At 61.1% G+C, this 19,594-nt stretch carries 16 protein-coding genes and 1 pseudogene; 7 read left to right on the top strand and 10 right to left on the bottom strand.

Translation table 11 applies throughout. The annotated features are described in order from the left end of the window. Window positions 1-356: 356 nt before the first annotated feature. The 3 genes from FJ941_RS02620 (at window position 357) to FJ941_RS29170 (ending at window position 3,929) form a co-directional block, all read left to right on the top strand. Entirely contained in the window at window positions 357-3,161 is a 2,805-nt protein-coding gene (locus tag FJ941_RS02620; protein WP_140502855.1) for a PAS domain-containing sensor histidine kinase, read from the top strand. After that, window positions 3,158-3,532 (top strand): response regulator, encoded by a 375-nt coding sequence (locus FJ941_RS02615; protein ID WP_140502853.1) that lies wholly within the window; start codon window positions 3,158-3,160, stop codon window positions 3,530-3,532. The genes FJ941_RS02620 and FJ941_RS02615 overlap by 4 nt, the downstream gene beginning before the upstream one ends. A gap of 91 nt (window positions 3,533-3,623) precedes the next feature. Further along, window positions 3,624-3,929, top strand: coding sequence for a hypothetical protein (locus FJ941_RS29170; protein WP_140502851.1), 306 nt, complete (start codon window positions 3,624-3,626; stop codon window positions 3,927-3,929). Between the two features lie 444 nt (window positions 3,930-4,373). Here FJ941_RS29170 and FJ941_RS02605 read toward each other — a convergent pair whose 3' ends face one another. The 5 genes from FJ941_RS02605 to FJ941_RS02585 form a co-directional block, all read right to left on the bottom strand. Continuing rightward, window positions 4,374-5,432, bottom strand: coding sequence for an alpha/beta hydrolase (locus FJ941_RS02605; RefSeq protein ID WP_140502850.1), 1,059 nt, complete (start codon window positions 5,430-5,432; stop codon window positions 4,374-4,376). A gap of 122 nt (window positions 5,433-5,554) precedes the next feature. After that, entirely contained in the window at window positions 5,555-6,331 is a 777-nt protein-coding gene (locus FJ941_RS02600) for an alpha/beta hydrolase (RefSeq protein WP_140502848.1), read from the bottom strand. Window positions 6,332-6,440: 109 nt separating this feature from the next. After that, window positions 6,441-7,037: a VOC family protein gene (locus FJ941_RS02595; RefSeq protein ID WP_140502846.1), complete on the bottom strand. Its 597-nt coding sequence runs from the start codon at window positions 7,035-7,037 to the stop codon at window positions 6,441-6,443. A 208-nt stretch (window positions 7,038-7,245) separates the two neighbouring features. After that, window positions 7,246-8,520, bottom strand: coding sequence for an epoxide hydrolase (locus tag FJ941_RS02590; RefSeq protein ID WP_140502844.1), 1,275 nt, complete (start codon window positions 8,518-8,520; stop codon window positions 7,246-7,248). Window positions 8,521-8,927: 407 nt separating this feature from the next. Next, window positions 8,928-9,512, bottom strand: a complete 585-nt coding sequence (locus FJ941_RS02585; protein ID WP_140502843.1) for a hypothetical protein — start codon at window positions 9,510-9,512, stop codon at window positions 8,928-8,930. Window positions 9,513-9,804: 292 nt separating this feature from the next. Between FJ941_RS02585 and FJ941_RS02580 the strand changes: the two genes are divergently transcribed. The 4 genes from FJ941_RS02580 (at window position 9,805) to FJ941_RS02565 (ending at window position 14,048) form a co-directional block, all read left to right on the top strand. Continuing rightward, window positions 9,805-10,641 (top strand): enoyl-CoA hydratase/isomerase family protein, encoded by an 837-nt coding sequence (locus FJ941_RS02580; RefSeq protein ID WP_140502841.1) that lies wholly within the window; start codon window positions 9,805-9,807, stop codon window positions 10,639-10,641. A 33-nt stretch (window positions 10,642-10,674) separates the two neighbouring features. Further along, on the top strand, window positions 10,675-11,085 hold the full coding sequence (locus tag FJ941_RS02575; RefSeq protein ID WP_140502839.1) for a heme-binding protein: 411 nt from the start codon (window positions 10,675-10,677) through the stop codon (window positions 11,083-11,085). 252 nt (window positions 11,086-11,337) lie between these two features. Further along, window positions 11,338-12,432 (top strand): HlyD family secretion protein, encoded by a 1,095-nt coding sequence (locus FJ941_RS02570; RefSeq protein ID WP_140502838.1) that lies wholly within the window; start codon window positions 11,338-11,340, stop codon window positions 12,430-12,432. After that, window positions 12,429-14,048 (top strand): MFS transporter, encoded by a 1,620-nt coding sequence (locus FJ941_RS02565; RefSeq protein WP_246673669.1) that lies wholly within the window; start codon window positions 12,429-12,431, stop codon window positions 14,046-14,048. The genes FJ941_RS02570 and FJ941_RS02565 overlap by 4 nt, the downstream gene beginning before the upstream one ends. Window positions 14,049-14,177: 129 nt before the next feature. Here FJ941_RS02565 and FJ941_RS29735 read toward each other — a convergent pair whose 3' ends face one another. The 5 genes and pseudogenes from FJ941_RS29735 to FJ941_RS29630 form a co-directional block, all read right to left on the bottom strand. Continuing rightward, window positions 14,178-14,351 carry a hypothetical protein gene (locus tag FJ941_RS29735; RefSeq protein ID WP_348640736.1) on the bottom strand — a complete coding sequence of 58 codons (174 nt, stop codon included), beginning with the start codon at window positions 14,349-14,351 and terminating at the stop codon, window positions 14,178-14,180. 171 nt (window positions 14,352-14,522) lie between these two features. Further along, window positions 14,523-16,931: a PAS domain S-box protein gene (locus FJ941_RS02555; RefSeq protein ID WP_181169701.1), complete on the bottom strand. Its 2,409-nt coding sequence runs from the start codon at window positions 16,929-16,931 to the stop codon at window positions 14,523-14,525. A gap of 446 nt (window positions 16,932-17,377) precedes the next feature. After that, entirely contained in the window at window positions 17,378-17,905 is a 528-nt protein-coding gene (locus tag FJ941_RS02550) for a carbonic anhydrase (protein WP_140502834.1), read from the bottom strand. Between the two features lie 311 nt (window positions 17,906-18,216). After that, the gene (locus FJ941_RS02545; RefSeq protein WP_246673668.1) at window positions 18,217-18,621 is read right to left on the bottom strand and encodes a hypothetical protein; all 405 of its coding nucleotides are present in this window, start codon (window positions 18,619-18,621) and stop codon (window positions 18,217-18,219) included. Window positions 18,622-18,624: 3 nt separating this feature from the next. Further along, window positions 18,625-19,522: pseudogene (locus FJ941_RS29630) on the bottom strand (tyrosine-type recombinase/integrase). Between the last annotated feature and the right edge of the window lie 72 nt (window positions 19,523-19,594).

Here is a 19,594-nt window from a genome sequence, read left to right as displayed (position 1 = left end):
TTCGAGTGCCATTGCGCAGAGCTGTGCGCTCGCCACGGCGGGGTCAGTTCAGGCGGGTAGACATGGAACAGAATGACCGTTCCGCGGTTGGCCGGCAGCGTTACGGTGATGGTCGCCGTCCGGTCGCTCTCGTACGTCGGCGAATAGTCGCATTACGGTGCTGGTCAAGCGCTCTGACGATTTCAGCCTGTTTCTCGGGATCGAACACCCGTAGCACATCAACCATTCAGTCTCACTGGACGGCCCAAGGGAATGGCCGCAGCGTGTTGAAATCCCGGAAACTTCGGCAAACCGATACCAAGGTATAATGCGCGCCAAAGATCGAGTGGCGCATTCTGGGATCGAGGAGATTTTCGATGCTGACAGCAGACGGGCCGATTGCGCCGACCGACCCGCGCATTGCCGAGGAGATCGAACGACGCGTCGCAGAGCGGACGGCCGAGCTCTCCGCCATCAGTGAGGATTTGCGGCGCCAGCTTTCCGAGCGGCACCGTGACCACGAAAATCCGCACCTCCGGGAAATCTTGCTGAAATCCTTCATCGACGGCATTGGGGCACCGGTCACGCTATGCGCGCCAACCGGCGAAATGGTGGCGGTCAACCGGTTCGGCCAGGAATACCACCGCAAATCCGTCGAAGAGATCATGGACTGGACCTCGGGCGAAATGATATTCGCCGCTGATTTGCCGCGTGTGAAAGCGGCATGGCAGCGATCGATCGAGACCGGCGAGCCCTATGATGTCGAGGTCCGTGCCCGCCGGGCCCACGGACCCTATCGCTGGATGCGTCTCCATGGATTTCCGGTTCGCGATTCCGATGGCAGCATCCTGCGGTGGTGCGTGCTGCATCTGGATATTCATGACAGCAAGTCGGCCGAAGAAGCTCTCGCGGCCAGCGAGCGCAATCTCAAACTGACCATCAACACGATGCCGGCGATGGCCTGGACCGCCGATACGAGCGGGAATGTCGAGTTCTTCAACGACAATTTCCTGGATTATGTCGGCCTGCCGCTCGACCGCATGCTCGACGACAGCTGGAAGCAGGCCGTACACCCCGACGATGTCGATGATCTGCTTGAGACTTGGAAAGTCGTCATGGCCGCCGGCCGGACCGGCGAGACCGAGGCGCGACTGCGGCGCTTCGACGGCACCTATCGCTGGTTCCTGATGCGGGTCAGCCCCCTGCGCGATGAATCCGGAAAGGTCGTGCGGTGGTACGGCATCAACACCGACGTCGATGCTTGGCGGCAGACTGAACGGCAGCGGCAGCAGGCGGAGGATTCCCTGCGCGCCAGCGAATTGATGCTGCGATCGATGCTGGACAGCATCGCTGCGCCGATCGGCTTCTTCAATTCCGACGGCGAGCTGGAGGCGGTCAATCATCTGGTCGGCGATTATTTCGGCAAGAGCTTCGAGGAGGTCTCCCAGTGGGAGAACATCGTGCATCCGGATGATCTGGTCGCCTCGCAGGCCGCCTGGCAGCGGGCGATTGAGACCGGCGCGGCCTATGAGCACGAGGCCCGCATCCGCCGCGCGGACGGCGAGTATCGTTGGAATGATCATCGCGGCTATCCGATGCGGGACGCCGAAGGCCGCATCGTGCGCTGGTGCGTACTGCAGATCGACATTCACGACCGGAAGCAGGCCGAGGCCCGTCTGGCCGCAAGCGAACGGAATCTCGATCAGATCATCAGCGGGATTCCCGGTTTGGCATGGACCGCTCTTCCCGATGGCCATGCAGACTTCTTGAATCAGCATTATCTCGACTATGTCGGACTTTCACTTGAACAGGCGCGGGGCGTCGGCTGGATGGTGGCCCTTCACCCGGACGATCTGGAGCATTTGATCGCCGATTGGCGCGCCATGATGTCGGAGCGTCGTGGCGGAGAGTCCGAGGCGCGAATCCGCCGATATGATGGGGAATATCGGTGCTTCCTGTTTCGCGCCAGCCCGGTGCTGGATGATGCAGGCAACGTCGTACGCTGGTTCGGTGTTAATACAGACATCGAAGACCTGAAGCGCGCCGAAGCGGCCATGCGGGCGAGCGAGCTCAATCTGCGACAATTGACAGAAACCATTCCCCAGATGCTCTGGAGTGCTACGGCGGATGGCTCGATAGACTACTGCAACAAGCGGCTGCTGGAGTTCACCGGCTTCACCCCCGAAGAAGCGATGGGTACCGGCTGGGCGAAGATGCTGCACCCGGACGACGTCGAGCCAACGGTGAGGGCTTGGCTGCACTGCATCGCAACCGGTGATCCCTATCGGGTCGAGGTGCGGACGCTGCGGGCGTCGGATCAGACCTATCGATGGCTATTGACCAGTGCGCTGCCGCTGCGCGACACAGACGGCCGCATCCTCAAATGGCATGGTGCCTGCGCGGACATGCACGACTGGAAACAGGCCCAAGACGAGCTTCGTGATGCCCAGGCCGAGCTCGCGCATATGACGCGGGTAATGACCATGGGCCATCTCACCGCTTCGATCGCCCATGAACTCAATCAGCCGTTGGCCGGCATCATCACCAATGCCAGCACGTGCTTGCGCATGCTGGCAGCCGATCCACCCAACGTGACAGGTGCGCGAGAGACCGCACGACGAACCATACGAGACGGCAACCGGGCTGCGGATGTGATCGCCAGGCTGCGGTCGCTCTTCAGCAAGAAGGACCCGGTCATCGAAGCGGTGGATGTGAACACGGCCACGCAAGAGGTTATAGCGCTGACGTTGACTGAGTTGAAGAAGGCCAACGTGAGCTTGCGCGTGCAACTGGCCGAGGCGCTCCCATCTGTGGAGGGAGACCGTGTCCAGCTTCAGCAGGTGATCATGAACCTGATCTTGAATGCCATGCAGGCCATGGACGGTATCGCCGACCGGTCCAAGGAGCTGGTCGTGGCGACGGAGCGCGACGGTTGCGACGCCGTGCGCGTCGTCATCCAGGATGCAGGCGTGGGTTTCGAGGCCGCAATCGCCGAGAAGCTCTTCCATCCGTTCTATACGACCAAGAGGCACGGCATGGGGATCGGTCTCTCAGTCAGCCGGTCGATTGTCGAGAACCACCAGGGCCGGCTCTGGGCCGAGCGGAATGACGGTCCCGGCGCTACGTTTATTGTCTCAATCCCGTCCGGGGATGCTGGCGACGGTGCGGAGGTGAACGCATGACGCAACGCCGGAGGTTCATCGCTGTGATCGATGACGACGAATCGGTACGCGAGTCGGTTCCGGACCTGCTGCGCGAGTTCGGCTACGAGGCGGGCGGATTTTCGTCGGCTGAAGAGTTTCTAGCATCGGATAAGCTCAGGCAGGCTGAGTGTCTGGTGCTCGATATCGCGATGCCGGGAATGTCCGGGCTTGATCTCCAGCGCGAACTGAGCCGGCGGCAGCTGCAGATTCCGATCGTTTTCATCACAGCGCATGGCGACGGGGCGGTACGGCTCCGACTTCATGAGCGCGGCGCTGTCGATTGTCTGCTGAAACCGTTCAGCGATACGGCCCTGATGGAGGCGCTGCAGGGCGTGCTTCGATCGAAGTGATTCGCCTGTCTTGTGTCTGCAAGGAAAGGGAGGCTTAAAATGCATGGGCGCGTGGAGGTCAACGTGCCGGGTGCAACGGCGGTGGACGGCCATGCCGGATGCTACTCCGACAGTCAATATGGTGGATGATGACATCTCCGTCCGCGAAGCACTGGAGGGGCTAAGAGGGTTGGCGGCCGACCGCCTTCAACCCTCATGTCGGCGGTTTCACCGCTTGGCTGATAAATTTTTAGGTTATCGGGCCCGTCTGAATATCTGCCTGGCCGGGTCGGCTGAGAATCGCGAATTCATCGGTCCACAGATCAAGGTCATAGCGCTCGACGGCCGGATCGCTGCCGAGGTGGGGGCGGCGCACCGCCCCAACGACAGGAGCTTCTTGCGCAGCGTCTCTTCATGAGTTGCGCGGTTGCCCAGAAAGCGAGGCGGGGAGCTCAGGCAGCGCCGAGGCCCGTGTCGTGGGCATGCTGCACGATCCGCGATTGCGGTCGGGATGAGCCATCGCCATGCGGAAGCCCACCGGACCGCCGTAATCCTGCATGAACAGGCTGTAACGGGGAGAGTGCCAGAACCTCGGTGAAGCGGGTAATGACCTCAGCTAGGTGGTCGAAAGTGTGGCCAAACGCGTTGGGGACAGGCGCAGCGCTATGGCCAAACCCGGGATAGTCCGGCTCGACCAGATGATAACGGTCCGAGAGTCGCGCAAGCAGCGGCTGATACATGCGCGACGGGAATCCGTGGAGGAGCAGGATCACCGGCGCATCGCGGTCTCCTGCTTCGCAGTCGAAGATCGGAAGACCATCGACCGAAAATCGTGCGGTAAATGATCGGATGCGCCATCGGATCACATCCCGCTTACGTCGATGATGGCCTGCATGAAGGCTTGCGGCGCTTCCTGGGGAAGGTTGTGGCCGATGCCGCCCGCGATCAACCGATGCTCGTACTTGCCGGAGAACATCTTCGCATAGGCGCTGGCCTCCGGATGCGGCGCACCATTGGCGTCGCCTTCGAGCGTGATTGTCGGCACGGAGATAACGGGCGCCTCAGCGAGCCGCTGTTCCAGCGCGTCGTATCGCGCCTCGCCTTCCGCCAGCTCGAGCCGCCAGCGGTAATTGTGCATCACGATATCGACATGATCCGGATTGTCGAAGGACGCCGCACTGCGCTCGAAGGTGGCGTCGTCAAAGTTCCATTGCGGCGAGGCAAGCTGCCAGATCAGCCTTGCGAAATCGCGCGTGTATTTCTCGTAGCCCGCCCGGCCACGGTCGGTGGCGAAGTAGTACTGGTACCACCATTGAAGCTCAGCCTTGGGCGGCAGCGGCGACTTGCCGGCCTGCTGGTTGCCGATCAGGTAGCCGCTGACCGAGACCATCGACTTGCAGCGCTCCGGCCACAGCGCGGCAATGATGTTTGCCGTGCGGGCACCCCAGTCGCAGCCGCCTATCGTGGCCTTCCCGATGCCGAGCGCATCCATCAGGGCGATGACGTCGGATGCGATTGCCGCCTGCTGGCCATTGCGCGGCGTTTCGCCTGACTGGAACCGCGTCGTGCCATAGCCACGCAGGTGAGGTACGATCACGCGATATCCCTTGGACGCCAGCAACGGAGCGACCTCGACGTAAGTATGGATATCGTAGGGCCAACCGTGCAGCAGGATGACAGGCGCGCCGTCGGCTGGTCCCAGTTCGACATAGCCGACATTCAGGACGCCGGCGTCAATCTGCTTCGGTGCGCCAACCGAGTTGTGTGTTGTCTGCATCGCTGACGCGGTCGTCTTGTCGGCTCCGCCGGGTGCGGCCTTCGCGGCCGTGCTCACACCGAGTTCGGCGATCGCGAGGGTCATTGCCGCCGCGCCGATTATGTGGCGACGGCGCTCATCGATCCTGTCGGAAACACTGTCCATGGTGATGCCTCTCCTGTGGCAGGACTAATCTCGATTTCCTTGGCATGCCTGATCAAGATCCGAGCCGCTGGTCGCCATCAATGTCGCATGTCGCGCCAGTCGACGCCCCATCACGACGGCTTTCATCGTGATGTCTCCTTAGCGGCCTTCTCGATCAGCCGCGCCACGGCTTCAGGGTGCGACACCATCACCAAATGCGAGGCGCCCTTGATGACCACGGTATCCCGTGAGCGGGCCCGAGCAGCCATGAATGCTGAGGCTTCCGCCGGTATGTTCTTGTCACCGGCCCCGTAGATGAACCAGGTTGGAAACTCTTTCCACGCCGCTTCAGTTTGGATTTCGTTCAGCGCCGCTTCTTCAATGGGCCTCTGCGCCGCGGCCATCAACCTGGTTTCGGCCTCGGGGACGTCGGCGGCGAACTGCCCGTGGAACCTGTCCTGCCGGATGTAGAGATCCTTGCCTCCGCTTGACAGGCTGACTGGCGGCGAGAGGGCCGGACCGAGCGTGCTGCCGGGATACTGGGCGGCAAGTTGCGCGGCTGTCTCGCCCGCATCCGGCGCGAAGGCGGCGACATAGACCAGCGCCTTGACGTTGGCGTGGCCTTCGGCCGCCTCACTGATGACCGAGCCGCCGTAGGAATGCCCAACGAGAACGACAGGCGATTTGATGGAGCCAAGGATGTCGGCGACGTAGCCGGCGTCGTTTTTGACCCCACGTAGCGGATTGGCGACAGCTACGACGGGATAGCCATCCTTCTCGAGGATTTTGACGACGCCGTTCCAACTCGACGAATCCGCGAACGCACCGTGAACCAGAACGATGGTGGGTTTGTCGGCCTGCGCATATGCATTGCCGAACGAGGCGCCGGCGATCGCCAAGGCTGCGAGCAGTGTTTTCATCTGAATGTCCCTTCATGCTTGAGGTATCGCGCGAACCGCGCGGAGACGTAGGCGTGCCTCCTCGGTGTGGACGAGCCTGGGCGTCCAACCCATGCCCCCAGGGCTTTGCCTATTGCGGCAGGGGCTTTCCGGTCTGCTCCGCCGCCATGTAGGCGGCGTACCAGTCCGGCCAATTCTCATCACGCTCGCCGCCGCTCCGCTGCTCGTGCTCGCCGTGGGCGACCGACGCGCGCCGCATCGCGGCAGCCAGATCCGCTTCAGAGGCGAAGCTTGTCGAATTGCCGTCGATCCGGCCAGGAAGCCGAGCAATGATTTCCTGCAGCACCCAGCCGTTGCCGTCAGGATCGCTGAACGTAGCATACGAGACGTAGCTGCGCCCTTCAGGATCGCGACCGCTGATCGCGGGCTGGCCCGGTCCGGCGCGATGGAACACCTCGCTGACCTCAGCGCCGTGAGCAATGAGGTCGGCACGCGCCGCCTCGATGTCAGAGACGACGAGAAAGAGGCCCTGCGCCGAGCCCGGACCGGCCGAAGTGATGCCCTTGCCGAAGTGGATCGAGCCTGATGAGCCGGGCGAAGTGAACTGAACGACCCGGAATACGTCGCCGACCACGAAGTCGGCATCAAGCCTCCAGCCTAAGCCGCCGTAGAAGTTCTTGGCGCGATCGACATCGGAGACAGGGACAGCGATCACTTCGAGCTTCATATCGAGGGATCGCGCGCTCGCTGTGCGGACTGCTGTTTCCAGCATTGTCTCGACCTGCCGCGCTTCAACCGTGGATGACATCGTCGTTCTCCTTCTCTTGGTTTTGTCACAAGGAGTATGTTGCCGCCCTACGCCGCCTCGGCGGACCGACCTGCCGGTCCGGCCCGCCGTTTTGAAATGTGGACGACCTGATGGCTGCCCTTCGGCTTCAGATGGACTGGCGCAGCGGGCGGAAAGCGTCTCTGAGCTCTGCGCTAAACACCGTCGGCTGTTCCCAGGCCGCGAAGTGCCCGCCCTTGGCGAGCCGGTTGTAGTGGATCAGCTTCGGATAGGCTTTTTCAGCCCAGCTTCGCGGCGCCTGATAAATCTCGTCCGGGAAGGCGCTCACGGCAACTGGAATCTTGATGCCGCGCGGATCGAAGAAACCCCCCGTCGGGAAATGTGCATTGTCCCAGTAGAGGCGCCCCGAGGAGATCGCCGTGTTGGTCAACCAGTACAGCGTGATATTGTCGACGATGTCATCCTTCGTCAGCCCTTCGGCGCTCCCATCAAAGACGCGCGTGATGAGCCTGTAACTGCGAATGTCGTGGTCAAGCATCCAGGCGGCCAGCCCGACAGGCGAATCCACGATGCCGTACAGCGTCTGCGGACGGTTGTTCATCTCGATAGCATATCCCAGCCCGTTTTTGTTGAAGTCGTCGAGCTGGCCGTAAGCACGCTTCTCGTCCGGCGAAAGGTCGGAGGGCGCAGCAGCCCCTGCCGCCAGTGCCTTGGAGATATCGGCGGGGACGGTTGCGGGCATGTTGGTATGGATGCCCAGCAATCCTGGCGGCTCCTGCAGAGCCATCTGCTCAGAGACGGCGTTCCCCCAATCGCCCCCCTGCGCCACGTATTTCATGTAACCGAGGCGCTGCATCAGCGTTGCCCATGCCTTGGCGATGCGGACGGGGGTCCATCCCGGCGCGATCGGCTTGCCCGAAAAGCCGTAACCTGGAAGCGAGGGGATCACGACGTGAAACGCATCGCCTTCGGTTCCGCCATGCGCGGTCGGATTGGTAAGCGGCTCGATGATCTTCAGCTGTTCTATGACCGAGCCAGGCCAGCCATGCGTCACGACAATCGGCAGCGCGTTCTCGTGCCTGGAACGCACGTGAATGAAGTGGATGTCCAGCCCGTCGATCTCCGTGATGAACTGCGGAAGCGCGTTGAGCCGGGCCTCCACCTTGCGCCAGTCGTAATCCTTCGCCCAGTGCCGCGCTAGTTTCTGAATCGTCGCCAGTTGCACGCCCTGCGTATCGTCAGCAACGGTCTCCTTGTCCGGCCAGCGGGTCGCCATCACCCGCCGGCGCAGATCGTCGAGGTCGCTGTCTCGGAAGTTGACAGTGAAGGGACGGATCAACCCTTCCGCTGCTTGGGATGTTCCGGGAAGCATGTTGGCAGCCCCGGCGGCGGCTGCGGCGGCAAGTAGTTCGCGTCGTGTCATGACGTCCTCCTGTCTAAATTGGATTTTTCGAATGCTGCTAACAGATCAACTGTCCGCGAAGGCGAATCCATCACACGATGGTATCGCCGATACTTTTGTATTGCTGGGCTACGAGGCGTCTGCTGTCCCTCATAAGGAGCAGCGAGGCCACGATGCGAGTTCGCTGGTCAACTGACCCGTACGGCATATGACCCGGGTCGGGTCTTACCAGGATCGCTATGCGGGCGTGGCTGGCGGGTAGGCAGCGAACCTCTTCCACGCGATGTCTTGCGGTCGGATGGCCAAGAGCAACTCCTCGCCAGGCTGATGTGAACAATGGCTCGCCGGGCATCGTGGAAATGGCAATCCTCGCTCTGTTGGTCAGAGCTCTGAGTCACGACGCGCGCCGAGCATCTCTGACCCACGCATCAGGTTAAATCCGCGTTCAGTTGCGACGGCAAATCCTTGGATCGCTCGATCGAGAAATGCAGGCCGGCGAACGATCCGGACTCAGTGAAGCACCAGTCGACCGATCCGCCGAGTTCCTCAGCCAGGGTTCGGACCCGCCGCCGCTCAGGACGTTCCTGGGAGTCCGCCGCCGTCGAGCGGCTGCCTTTGACCAGGCAGCGCACATTGCCGCCCCATCCGCTCAAAATAATCTCGACAGCCTCTCGCCGGCCCTTCAGATTGTGGTGCGCTGCGCTGCGGACCAGCTCGGATAGGATCAGTCCCACCCGCCGGCAACAAGCGGCGTCTAGCCGTATCTCGTCCGTCTTGACGCTGAGCCGAACTCGCAGCTGCTCCGACAGAGCCGCACATATGCTTCCCACGTGGCCACCAAGGTCCATGGTCCCGTCATCAGTCGGAATCACCGGAGCCTGGCGGGCCGCGGCTTTTGCGCGCATCCGCTGCGCCGCCATGCTCAGTGCAAGCATTGCGACCGCGTGGCCGCGCAAGGCTGCCGATCGCACCTGGCGGGGTGTAGTGCGCGTACTGGTCGTGACAAGTTGCATGACGGATCCTTCGCAAAGTCCGCGCCATCGACGGAATTGTCGCGTGGTGCTGGATCCAGTCAGAGCAGAGGCGATCCTGCTGATCCATTGCCCCAAGGTATCGCCGATACCTAAGGCGAATACGCCCGGGCCGGATATGTCGGCCATCTTCACTTCGGGCTTGGCTAGATAACTCCCCACCGGACGATATCGTCGAGACGATAGTATCGCCGATACGTAGGTCCAATCGAAGTGCACGAACTTGAGCGGTAATTGACAAGCGTCTCGCAATTGTTTGCCAAAGGAGGTTTCAGTGGACGCCAAGACAACCGCTTCACAAATTTGCTTGGTCCGATACACGCCCGCTTGCTGGCGCGTCACCTTCAACAACCCGCCACTCAATGTCATGGGACCGGAGATGGTGCGGCAGTTCCAGGCCACGATCGACGCCATCGAGGCTGACGGTGACGTCAGGGTCGTGGTCTTCGACAGCGCGGCCGAAGACTTCTTCCTGAACCATTCAGACTTCATGGCCCCTCTGGAAGAGATGACCTCGATGTCACCCGGACCGACGGGCTTGCCGCCCTGGCCCGATTTCCTCGTGCGCCTTACGCGTGCCCCTGTGGTTTCGATCGCGCTGATCCGTGGCCGCGCGACTGGCAACGGCAGCGAGCTGCTGCTTTCCTGCGACATGAGCTTCGCCAGCAAGGAGAAGACGATCATCTCGCAGTGGGAAGTCGGCGTGGGCATGGTGGCCGGCGGCGGGCCGATGGCTCGGCTGCCTAACCTTATCGGGCGAAATCGCGCCATGGAGGTGCTGCTGAGCTCGGAGGACATTTCCGCCGACAAGGCGGAAGCCTACGGCTACATCAACCGGGCGCTTCCCGACGCTGAACTCGACGCCTACGTTGAAGCGCTCGCCACCCGCATCTCCGGCTTCGACAAGTGGGCCATCGGCCAGACCAAGCGGCTGGTGAATACCAGCTTGCCGCCGGATGTCGAACTCGGCGCCGGATGGGAGGCCTGTATCGCCTCGCTCGGGCGGCCCGCCGCGCAGAATGGCATCAAAACCCTGACTGCCAAAGGCTTCCAAACGCCCGGCGATGTTGAAAATCGGCTGGGGTTCCACCTCGGCGAGCTGGCTCGCTAGGCAATCACCAAACGTTCAGAAAGGATGACTCTCATGGATTTGCTCATGACAGCCAAGAAGCTGGCCGAGCGCGTAGAGGCTGAAGCAATCAAAGCCAAGATTCCGGTAGCCGTCTGCATTGTCGACGTCCATGGCAATCTTGTGCTCCAGCATCGCATGAACGGCGCCCCGCTGTTCTCACTCGAGATATCGGAGCGGAAGGCCTACACCTCGGCCCTGGTGCGGATGCGCACGATTGATCTGCTGACATTGGTGCAGCCTGGTCAATCGCTCTACGTGCTCCCTTCGGTTGGTGGCGGCCGCTTCTGCCCCATGGGTGGCGGCGTCCCGTTGACCGAGAAGGGCGAGGTGTACGCTGGTATCGGCGTCAGCGGCGGAACGGCCGAGGAAGACGTGGCTATCGTTGAAGCTGCTCTGCAGGAGCGCGCCCAGGTGGCTGCTTGATCGAAGAAGGATGAGTCTTGCTCGCCGGCCGCCCGGCGGGCAGACGCGACCCTGTGTGGCTTTTTGGCGGCGAGGCCGTGAAGTCAATAATCATTTGCCGTTCTACGCCCTGCACGTCTGGATTTTGATGGAGACAGGCTTCGTGAAACTCCACTGGCCACGCACGATCTGCAACATCACCGATCGTCTTGGTGTCAGGGGCGCGAACATCTCCATCGACGGCGAGTGCGTCGATTTGAGGCCGAGGCAGCCATGAGCCGAGTTCGCAGGATCGCAATCGTCATCGTTGTCCTTTTCGTGACATCGCTGGCGGCTTCGTGGGGCTGGCAGTGGTTCACAATAGGCCGCTTCGAGGAAACGACTGACAACGCATATCTGCGTGGAGAGATCACCAGTATCGCTCCGAAGCTCGCCGGTTATGTGGTGGAGGTCGACGTGGACGACAACGCCAGTGTTTTGAAGGGCGCTGTCCTGTTTCGAGTCGACGACAATGATTATAGGGCCAAGGTGGAGCAGGCGAAGGCCAACGCCGCCGCCAAGAAGGCGGAAGTTGACAACATCGTGGCCACCTCTGCATTGCAGAAGGCCTTGATCGTGCAGGGCGAGGCGGAGAGGCAATCAGCTGCAGCCGATCTGCAGTTTGCGCACTCCAACCTCGACCGCTACGTCACCCTGCAGAGGAACGGGACCGCGAGCGATCAGAAGCTGCAAGATGCGCAGGCCGCTTATGACAAAGCAAAAGCATCGGTGGATGGCGCAGACGCCAATGTTTTGGCTCAAAGGCTGAAGTTAGACGTCCTGGGTGCACAGTTGGCCAGCGCGGAAGCAGCCCAATCACAGGCGCAGGCTGCGCTCGACCTAGCTATGCTCGACCTGTCCAACACGGTGGTGAAGGCCCCGATCGACGGAATTGTTGGCAATCGTCAGATACGTGTCGGGCGATATGTCACTGCGGGTACTGCGGCGTTGGATATTGTTCCTGTAAAAGACGTTTGGATTGTCGCGAATTTCAAGGAAACACAGCTAGAGCAGGTAAACATAGGGCAGCGGGTACGTGTGACTGTCGACGAGTATCCAGACCTCGAAATTGACGGCGTCGTCGACAGCTTCTCTCCCGGCAGTGGTGCGGCATTTAGCCTGCTGCCGCCAGACAACGCCACGGGAAATTTCATCCGCGTCGTTCAGCGCGTGCCGGTCAAGATCAGGATAATGCGCAACCCCTTGCCCGGCCGCCTGGTTCCTGGCCTTTCGGCTCGTGTTGCTATCGCCGTCAGCGCCGGAGACGCTTGGGCGGCGGCGCTGAAACCACAGACCGGCGGAATCGCGAACGGACAACCAATACAGTGACCCACCTTGTCGAAAAGCGGTCGGCGCAGCACCTTCTCGACGCGCGGCTGCGCGCTTTATCCGTAACAGGCGCTGTTGTACTGGCCGCGCTCATGGATGCGGTCGCATCCACTGCTCTGTCCATCGGCCGGATCGGCCTGCTTGGCGACACCCACGCAACGCCGGACGGACTGGCGATGATCGATATTGTTTTCATCGCCGCTAAGCTGACTTCCTTCCTTGTCGCTCCACTCCTTGTCAGAGCGGTCAGGCCTACTGCCTGCTTGCGCGCGGGGGCTGTCATCCTTCTTCTGGCCTCGGCTGCAATGACATTGTCGGCCGATCTCGTCTGGATTTGCGTCTGCCGCGTTGCCCAGGGGCTGGCCGGTGGCACAATCCTGGTCGCCGGCCAGACCTTATTGTTTTTCCGGTTTCCGCATCGACACCAGCCGGTCGTTCAGGCTGTTTTTGCTACAGGTGCCGTGATGGCTCCGACGACAGTCACGCCAGCTCTCCAGGGTTGGCTCGTCGACCATCTCACCTGGGACTGGATATTTCTGGCCAACATTCCGCTGGGCCTCGCCTCCCTTATCCTGCTGGCGGCGGAGGGTGACGCGACATTTTGGCGAGATGCCAAGCTTCCTATCCGCAGGGTAATTTTACTTGGCATCGGTACCACGCTTTTGACCTACGTCCTGCTGCAGGGCAGCAGGTTCAATTGGTTCGATGACACCGACATTGCTGTCCTTGCCGCGCTCGGTGTCATGTCTGTCGGCCTTCTGGCTATCGGCGAAATCGGGTTCCGTCCACGAGGCTCTTTGTTGCCGATCTCGCCACTTGGCGACCCGGACTTCCGCTTCGGACTTCTCGCCAGCCTGCTTGCTGGCTTTGCCCTTTCTGGCAGCGCCTATCTCATTCCCACTTTTGCCCTGACCGTCCTCGATTTCACCGCCACGGGCGCGGGAGTGCTTCTGCTGCCTAGCGGAGCCGCGCTTGCGCTGGCACTTCTGCTGTCGGGCCTTCTCATCGAAAAGGCGGGGATACGTGCGATCATGCTTGCTCCATTCGGAATTTTGCTCTTCGCCGGAGCCATGTGGCTGCTGTCTGGTTCGACGAGCGGCAGCGGTTCGGCGGACCTGGCCGTTCCGTTGCTCCTGCGCGGATTCGGTCTTGGTCTTCTGTTCATGGCGTTGACGCTGGTCACTCTCCAGGGGCTTGCGGCCGGCGCGCTTCCGTTCGGCATTGGCCTGTTCAATTTTGGCAAGCAGGTTGGTGGTTTGGCCGGCACGGCCCTTCTGCAAACATATATTGATCACCAGAATGCCTATAACCGGACGATACTGGTTGCCCACGTTGTCAGTGGCGATCCCGCGGCTGACCAGCGCTTGAGGGCTGCTGCGAGCGCTTTGGCGTCAAACGGTATCGACAGCACTGCAGCGACAAAGGCCGCGGTCTTATTGTTGCAGCACGCGCTCGACAAGCAGGCCGCCGTTATCTCTTTCGATGAAGCTTTCCTCGCTTTCGTCCTGCTGTTCGCGGTCGTCGCGCCGTTTCTCATTCTGGCCAAGCGATTGCTCGGCCTCGGAGCCGTCAGGCGCAACCGGACAGCCGCGCATAAGCAAGCCATGCTTCGGTGATGCCATATCTACTGCGAAATTCCGGTTTCACACATTCATGGCATCCCGAGCGAAACTCAGAGTTTTGCGATCCTTTCCGCTCCACCTCCGGCGAGACACGGCGTCTTCTAAATTAGCTTTAAAAAAACTCTATCGAGCGCCTCTACCGAGAGCGGCTTCGCTAATCGGCTTGAATAGACATGCAACCGCGTCCCGACCACCCAGTAACGGGCGGATCGACTCGTCGCGATGTGCCGTAATGAACACCACCGAAATGTCGTGGCCGTGACGCCTGAGCTCGGTTCTCAGTTCGGGCCCCGTCATATCGGGCATTGCGATGTCGAGGATTAGGCATCGCGTCTTTCGAGATCTTTCGAGCGGAGAAATGCGTGTGCGGAGGGAAAGGCCTGAACGGGGTAACCGAGCACTTTCAGCAGATCAGGCAAAGACTCGCGCACAGACTCGTCATCGTCGATGATTGTCACGAGGGGGCGCTTAGGCATTGGGGCTTCCTTCGTGGGATGCCTTCGCACCTTGTGGCGTGTGCCCCGCGGGCTCGGTTGGAACAACCTGCACCGCAGGCTGCGGGATCGCGAACGAGAAGCTCGCCCCCGTGTCGGCGTTTCGGCTTGCCCAGATGCGGCCGCGGTGATGCTCGATGATTGACCGGCTGACAGATAGACCGATGCCCATGCCGGTCGGCTTGGTCGTATAGAACGCGTCAAAGAGTCTATTGATACTCTCCGGGTCGATACCTACGCCGTTGTCCTTTACCGTCAGTTTCACTTGACCGTCTTCGTCCATTCCGGTGCTGAGTGTGACGCGCCTCGGTAGATCCTCGATCTCGCTCACAGCATCAGCCGCGTTAAGAAGAAGGTTCAACACGACCTGCTGAAGCTGCACACGGTCGCCAACGATCTTCGGCAGGTCAGGCGCGAGATCAACCTCGAGGTCCACCCGTCCTCGCCGCAACTTTATGGTCGTCAGGGCGAGCAAATCTCGCACAGCCTCGTTGAGGTCGACTGACTCGGTGGTCTCACTTTTTTTGCTGAACAAGGCGCGCAGCTTGCTGACGACTTCGGCGGCGCGATTGCCATCGCGAATTGTGCGCCGCGCGGTTTCGCGCGCGCCCTCGATGTCTGGCGGATTGGACGCGAGCATGCGCAGTCCGGTGCTGGCGTTAGTAATGATACCCGAAAGCGGCTGGTTAACTTCATGAGCGATCGACGCCGTCATCGCCCCAAGGGTGCTGACCCTCGAGACGTACGCCAATTCTGTGCGCAGCTCGTTGACAGCCTCCTCGGCCAATCTCCGCTCTGTAATGTCCTGCATGGTGCCAACGAAGATCTTCTGCCCGTCAACTTGAGTGTCCGGGCGCGATTCTGTGCGCAGGTATTTGACGCGGCCGTCGGGCATGCGGAGTCGAATGTCGTAATCGTGATCCACAATACCGGCCTGCGCCTCTGCAAGCTTAGTCGTCAGCAGCGGGATGTCGTCGGGATGGACCCGGGTGGCGATCTGCTCAACCGTAATCGGCACGCTCGAATCGAGCTCGAAAATCCGGTAGAGTTCTTCCGAAAAGAACGTGATCTCCCTTGTCGCTAAGATCCACACGAAACTTCCGGTGGAGCTCACGCGCTGCGCATGCGCGAGCGAGGCTTCGCTTTTCACCAACTCGTCTTCGGCGCGTTTGCGATCCTCGATGTCAGTATTGATGCCGTACCACCTGACGACCGCTCCGGTTTCGTCGCGTAGTGGGCTCGCTCGGAAGATGAACCACCTGTATTTGGCGTCGGCACCGCATAGCCGCGCCTCGCACTCGGCGCTCGAGCCGGTCTCCCGGGCTTTCTCCCATGAGGCACCCAATCGCTGCAAATCCTCTGGATGCACTGCCGACGTCCAGCCCCAGTCCGCTAAGTCGTCGAGCGATCGCCCGACATAGTCGAGATAGTGCTGATTGAAGAAGTCGGCCGCGCCGTCTGGATGTGCTGACCAGGCCAATGCCGGGATGGCATCGACGGTGACTTGCAGGTTGCGCTCGCTGGCCGCGAGGGCTTGCTCAGCATGCTTACGATCGTCGATGTCAATCATCAGACAGTACCAGCGGATGATGCGTCCATCGGCATCTTTGGCTGGGAGACCACGGACCTGGAACCAGCGATACGCCCCGTCGAAGCGCCGCAGTCGCGTTTCCGTGTCGATCGGACGTCCTGAATGGAAAGATCCCCTCAGGACTTCAACGTGGTGTTCGACATCGGCGGGATGGACCGTGCCGTTCGTCGGCCAGTTCGAAAATTCCTCGATCGTCTGGCCGAGATATTCAAGGAACTGGGCGTTGACGTCTTCGGCGGCACCGCTCGGCGCGAAGGTGGCGATCAGGCCGGGGGTGGTATTCACCGCTAGCCGGAGTTGACCCTCGCTTTCGCGCAGCGCTAGCTCCGCCTTTTTCTGATCATCGATGTCGGTCAGCACCCCATACCAGCGGAGGATGCGGCCATCGGCGTCTCGCAACGGATTGTTGCGGACCTGGAACCATCGATAGACGCCATCGAATCGTCGTATCCGAGTTTCGAACCGGCTTTCTCGATCCAGGGTCATGAACGTTCGGAAGTACTTCAACGTCCCACCGAAGTCGTCGGGATGGACCATATCGGTCGTCGTCCATTGCTTCAGTATCTCAAGCGTGTACCCGAGATATCCCAGAAGCCGTTTGTTTGCGTCCGTGATTCCTGTCTCTGGAGAGACTACGATAATGCCCGCTGGAAGGGTGTCGAGCGTCAGGCGCAGCTCACTTTCACTGGCCCGAAGCGCGTCCTCCGCAAACCGTCGCTCGGCCACTTCGCGATGGAGTGCTTCGTTAGCGCGAGCGAGCTCCGCCGTAAGTTGAGGTATGTCCATTTCCATTTGGCCGCCTGTCTCCCGTCGAAGCCTTCGGCCGCGTAGGATTCCAGGCTGCTCCTGGGCGGCAGTCGCCACAAATGCCGACCCCGGCATGACCGGCCAATTCGGTACACCCGCCAGCAGCGCTAGGCAACTTCAGGAAGCTCCCGCCTTGAGCACCAAATCAAATTATCATAGGTGGCACTCGTCGCACGACCGTTGGTCGCTGGGCCCGAGGTGCTCGAACACGGTATGGCCGAACTGGCACGACAGAGTTAGCAGAGCGCAAGACTATTGCTTCCTCCGCGGGCCCGGCTCACCAACGACCGATCTCACGCGGCGCTTGGACGGATCGGACGGCGGGGATGCGGCGCAAGTCAATTCCACACTAGCCGCGACCTACGGCACCATTTACTCCACATTCGGTCCACGGCGGGATGGGCCCTCTCCACCACCGCTGGCGAATATATTCATTTCCGCTCTGACAACTGCTCGCTTTCCACCGTCACTTCCGTCAAACCACCGGTGTCGACATCAAAAATAAAGCCGCGCACGGGAACGTCTTTAGCAATCCATGGGTGCGATCTAATTTTCGTTATTTGTTCTTTCGTGTGGTTTTCAGGATCTTTATATGAGAAGAATCGCATAGGCGCCGGCGTTGCGTCGCCAGTCTGCGCGCTGAACTTTGTGTTCAAATCCTCGTCTGTAAAGCTCGTGAATCCACAGCCCGTGTGGTTGAGCAGCATAATCTCTGCTGAGCCCAGTACCCGGGTGGACACAATAAGTTCCCCCATCACATCATCTGTTACAGCCGGACCGCCAGTGCGAATTACGTCCATGTCGGCATTGTTCAAACCTAAGATTCCCTCTAGGTCAGAGAGCCGCGGATCCATGCAGGTTACGACCGCAATCTTGGGCCGAGGGTGCGCCCCCAGCTTTGAGTCATACCCCTGGGCATACCGCTCATTGGCCTCTAGAGCCTTATCGATGAGACTCATGATCTTCTCCTTGTTTAGCAATCCGCTTCAATTGCGGCAGTCATAGTCCGCTGGAGAGCTGCCGCTGTCGATGAGACCAAGGTGTCGGGTGGACCGACAAATTGCCGACTGAATGTCGGCCATTTCCGACCAACGGGCAGAAGCCAGGAAGCGGACATCGCCGGCCGACGACGACACAGGCCGAGTCGGCAGCAACTCCTCTTTCCTGCTTTGGGCCGCTGAAGCGTACCGGCGGGGTTTCGGTGTCTTTTCACGCCTCGTACTTCGGCGCCACGTGAAGAACGTTCGAACTCACACGTGGGAATTCGAACTCACACGTAGAACTTGAACGGTTGGCGTTCCTCTCCCTTCGCCCAGCCCATCGTGAGGACGTCTCCAACCATCCGTGCGAATCGCACGGTGACGGGCAGGCCATCATCGAAGTTGCACGAGTTGTAGTTGATCTTGGTGAGACCCATAATGTCTCCCAAGACCGCGCGGATGTCGGGCTTCTCGTTCTTGTTGCGTACCACTGTGATGTGCAGCGGATTGGGTGTTTCCGGCCCGATATAGGTGTCGAGCTGCGGTACGTAGCCCGTCGTCCAGAGATAGGCCGTCTGATCATCGAGCAGGAGGGCGGTCCCACGCAGCACAGGATAGTCGCCATCCCGAAAGAGCTCCGCAACTTCCGCCCGCCGTGCCCTTGCTGCGGCGGACGCATGATCGAGGTTGCGCACGGCTCAGCCATCGGGCGAGGTCTCTCCCGGTTTGAACAGCCCAAGCTTGTCAAGCGGGCTCGTGACCGTGCGCACCGTCCGGGTCGCGACCTTAGCGTAGAGGGCGGTGTTGTTAAGCTTGGCGTGCCCGAGCAGGACCTGAATGATACGGATATCGGTGCCGTCCTCCAGCAGGTGGGTGGCGAAGCTGTGGCGCAGCGTGTGCGGCCCGACCCGCTTGGCGATGTCGGCGGCATGTGCCGCCTCGACGACGATGCGATAGAGCTGACGCGTGCTGATCGGCTTCATCGCGTGCTGCCCGGGAAACAACCAGCCGTCGCGATGCATCACGCCCTGCTGCCGCCCGACCTTCCACCACTCACGCAGAAGCGTGAGCAGATCGTCTGAGAGCATGGCGTTGCGATACCGCCCGCCCTTGCCGCGCTCGACGCGCAGCAGCATGCGTTCGCTGTCGACATCGGCGACCTTGAGCATCGACACCTCCGCGACACGCAGGCCGGCGCCATAGGCGACCGAGAGCGCGGCCTGGTGCTTGAGGCAGGTGGTGGCGTTGAGCCAGCCGGGCGACCTCGTCGCGACTGAGCACCACGGGCAGGTTGCGCGGATGCGCCAGCCGGACGAGCCTGCGCGCCAGGTCTGGGCGGTCGAGCGTCTGGGTGAAGAAGAAGCGCAGCGCCGACACAATGCTGTTCATCGTCGGCACGGGAACGCCATCCTCCTGCTGCTCGATCTGGAACCGGCGCAGGTCGTCGGCGGTCGCCGTGCCCGGTGAACGCCCGAGGAATGTCGCCAGGCGTCCGATGTTGCGCTGCGTCTCCCGCGAGAAACGCCGCATGTTCATGTCGTCGATCAGCCGCTGGCGCAGTGGGCTGATCGGTGCATCGAGAGCGGGGTGGGTCATGGTCAGGCTCCTTGTTGAAGAAGCCCGTCATGCTCTGCCGCTGCCGGACGACGCTCAATGCGAGTGCGACGC

The organism is Mesorhizobium sp. B2-3-13, from assembly GCF_006442195.1.
GTDB classification, from domain to species: domain Bacteria; phylum Pseudomonadota; class Alphaproteobacteria; order Rhizobiales; family Rhizobiaceae; genus Mesorhizobium; species Mesorhizobium salmacidum.
Note: the sequence above shows the minus strand (reverse complement) of the source record. Positions and strands in the feature narration are given on the sequence as shown.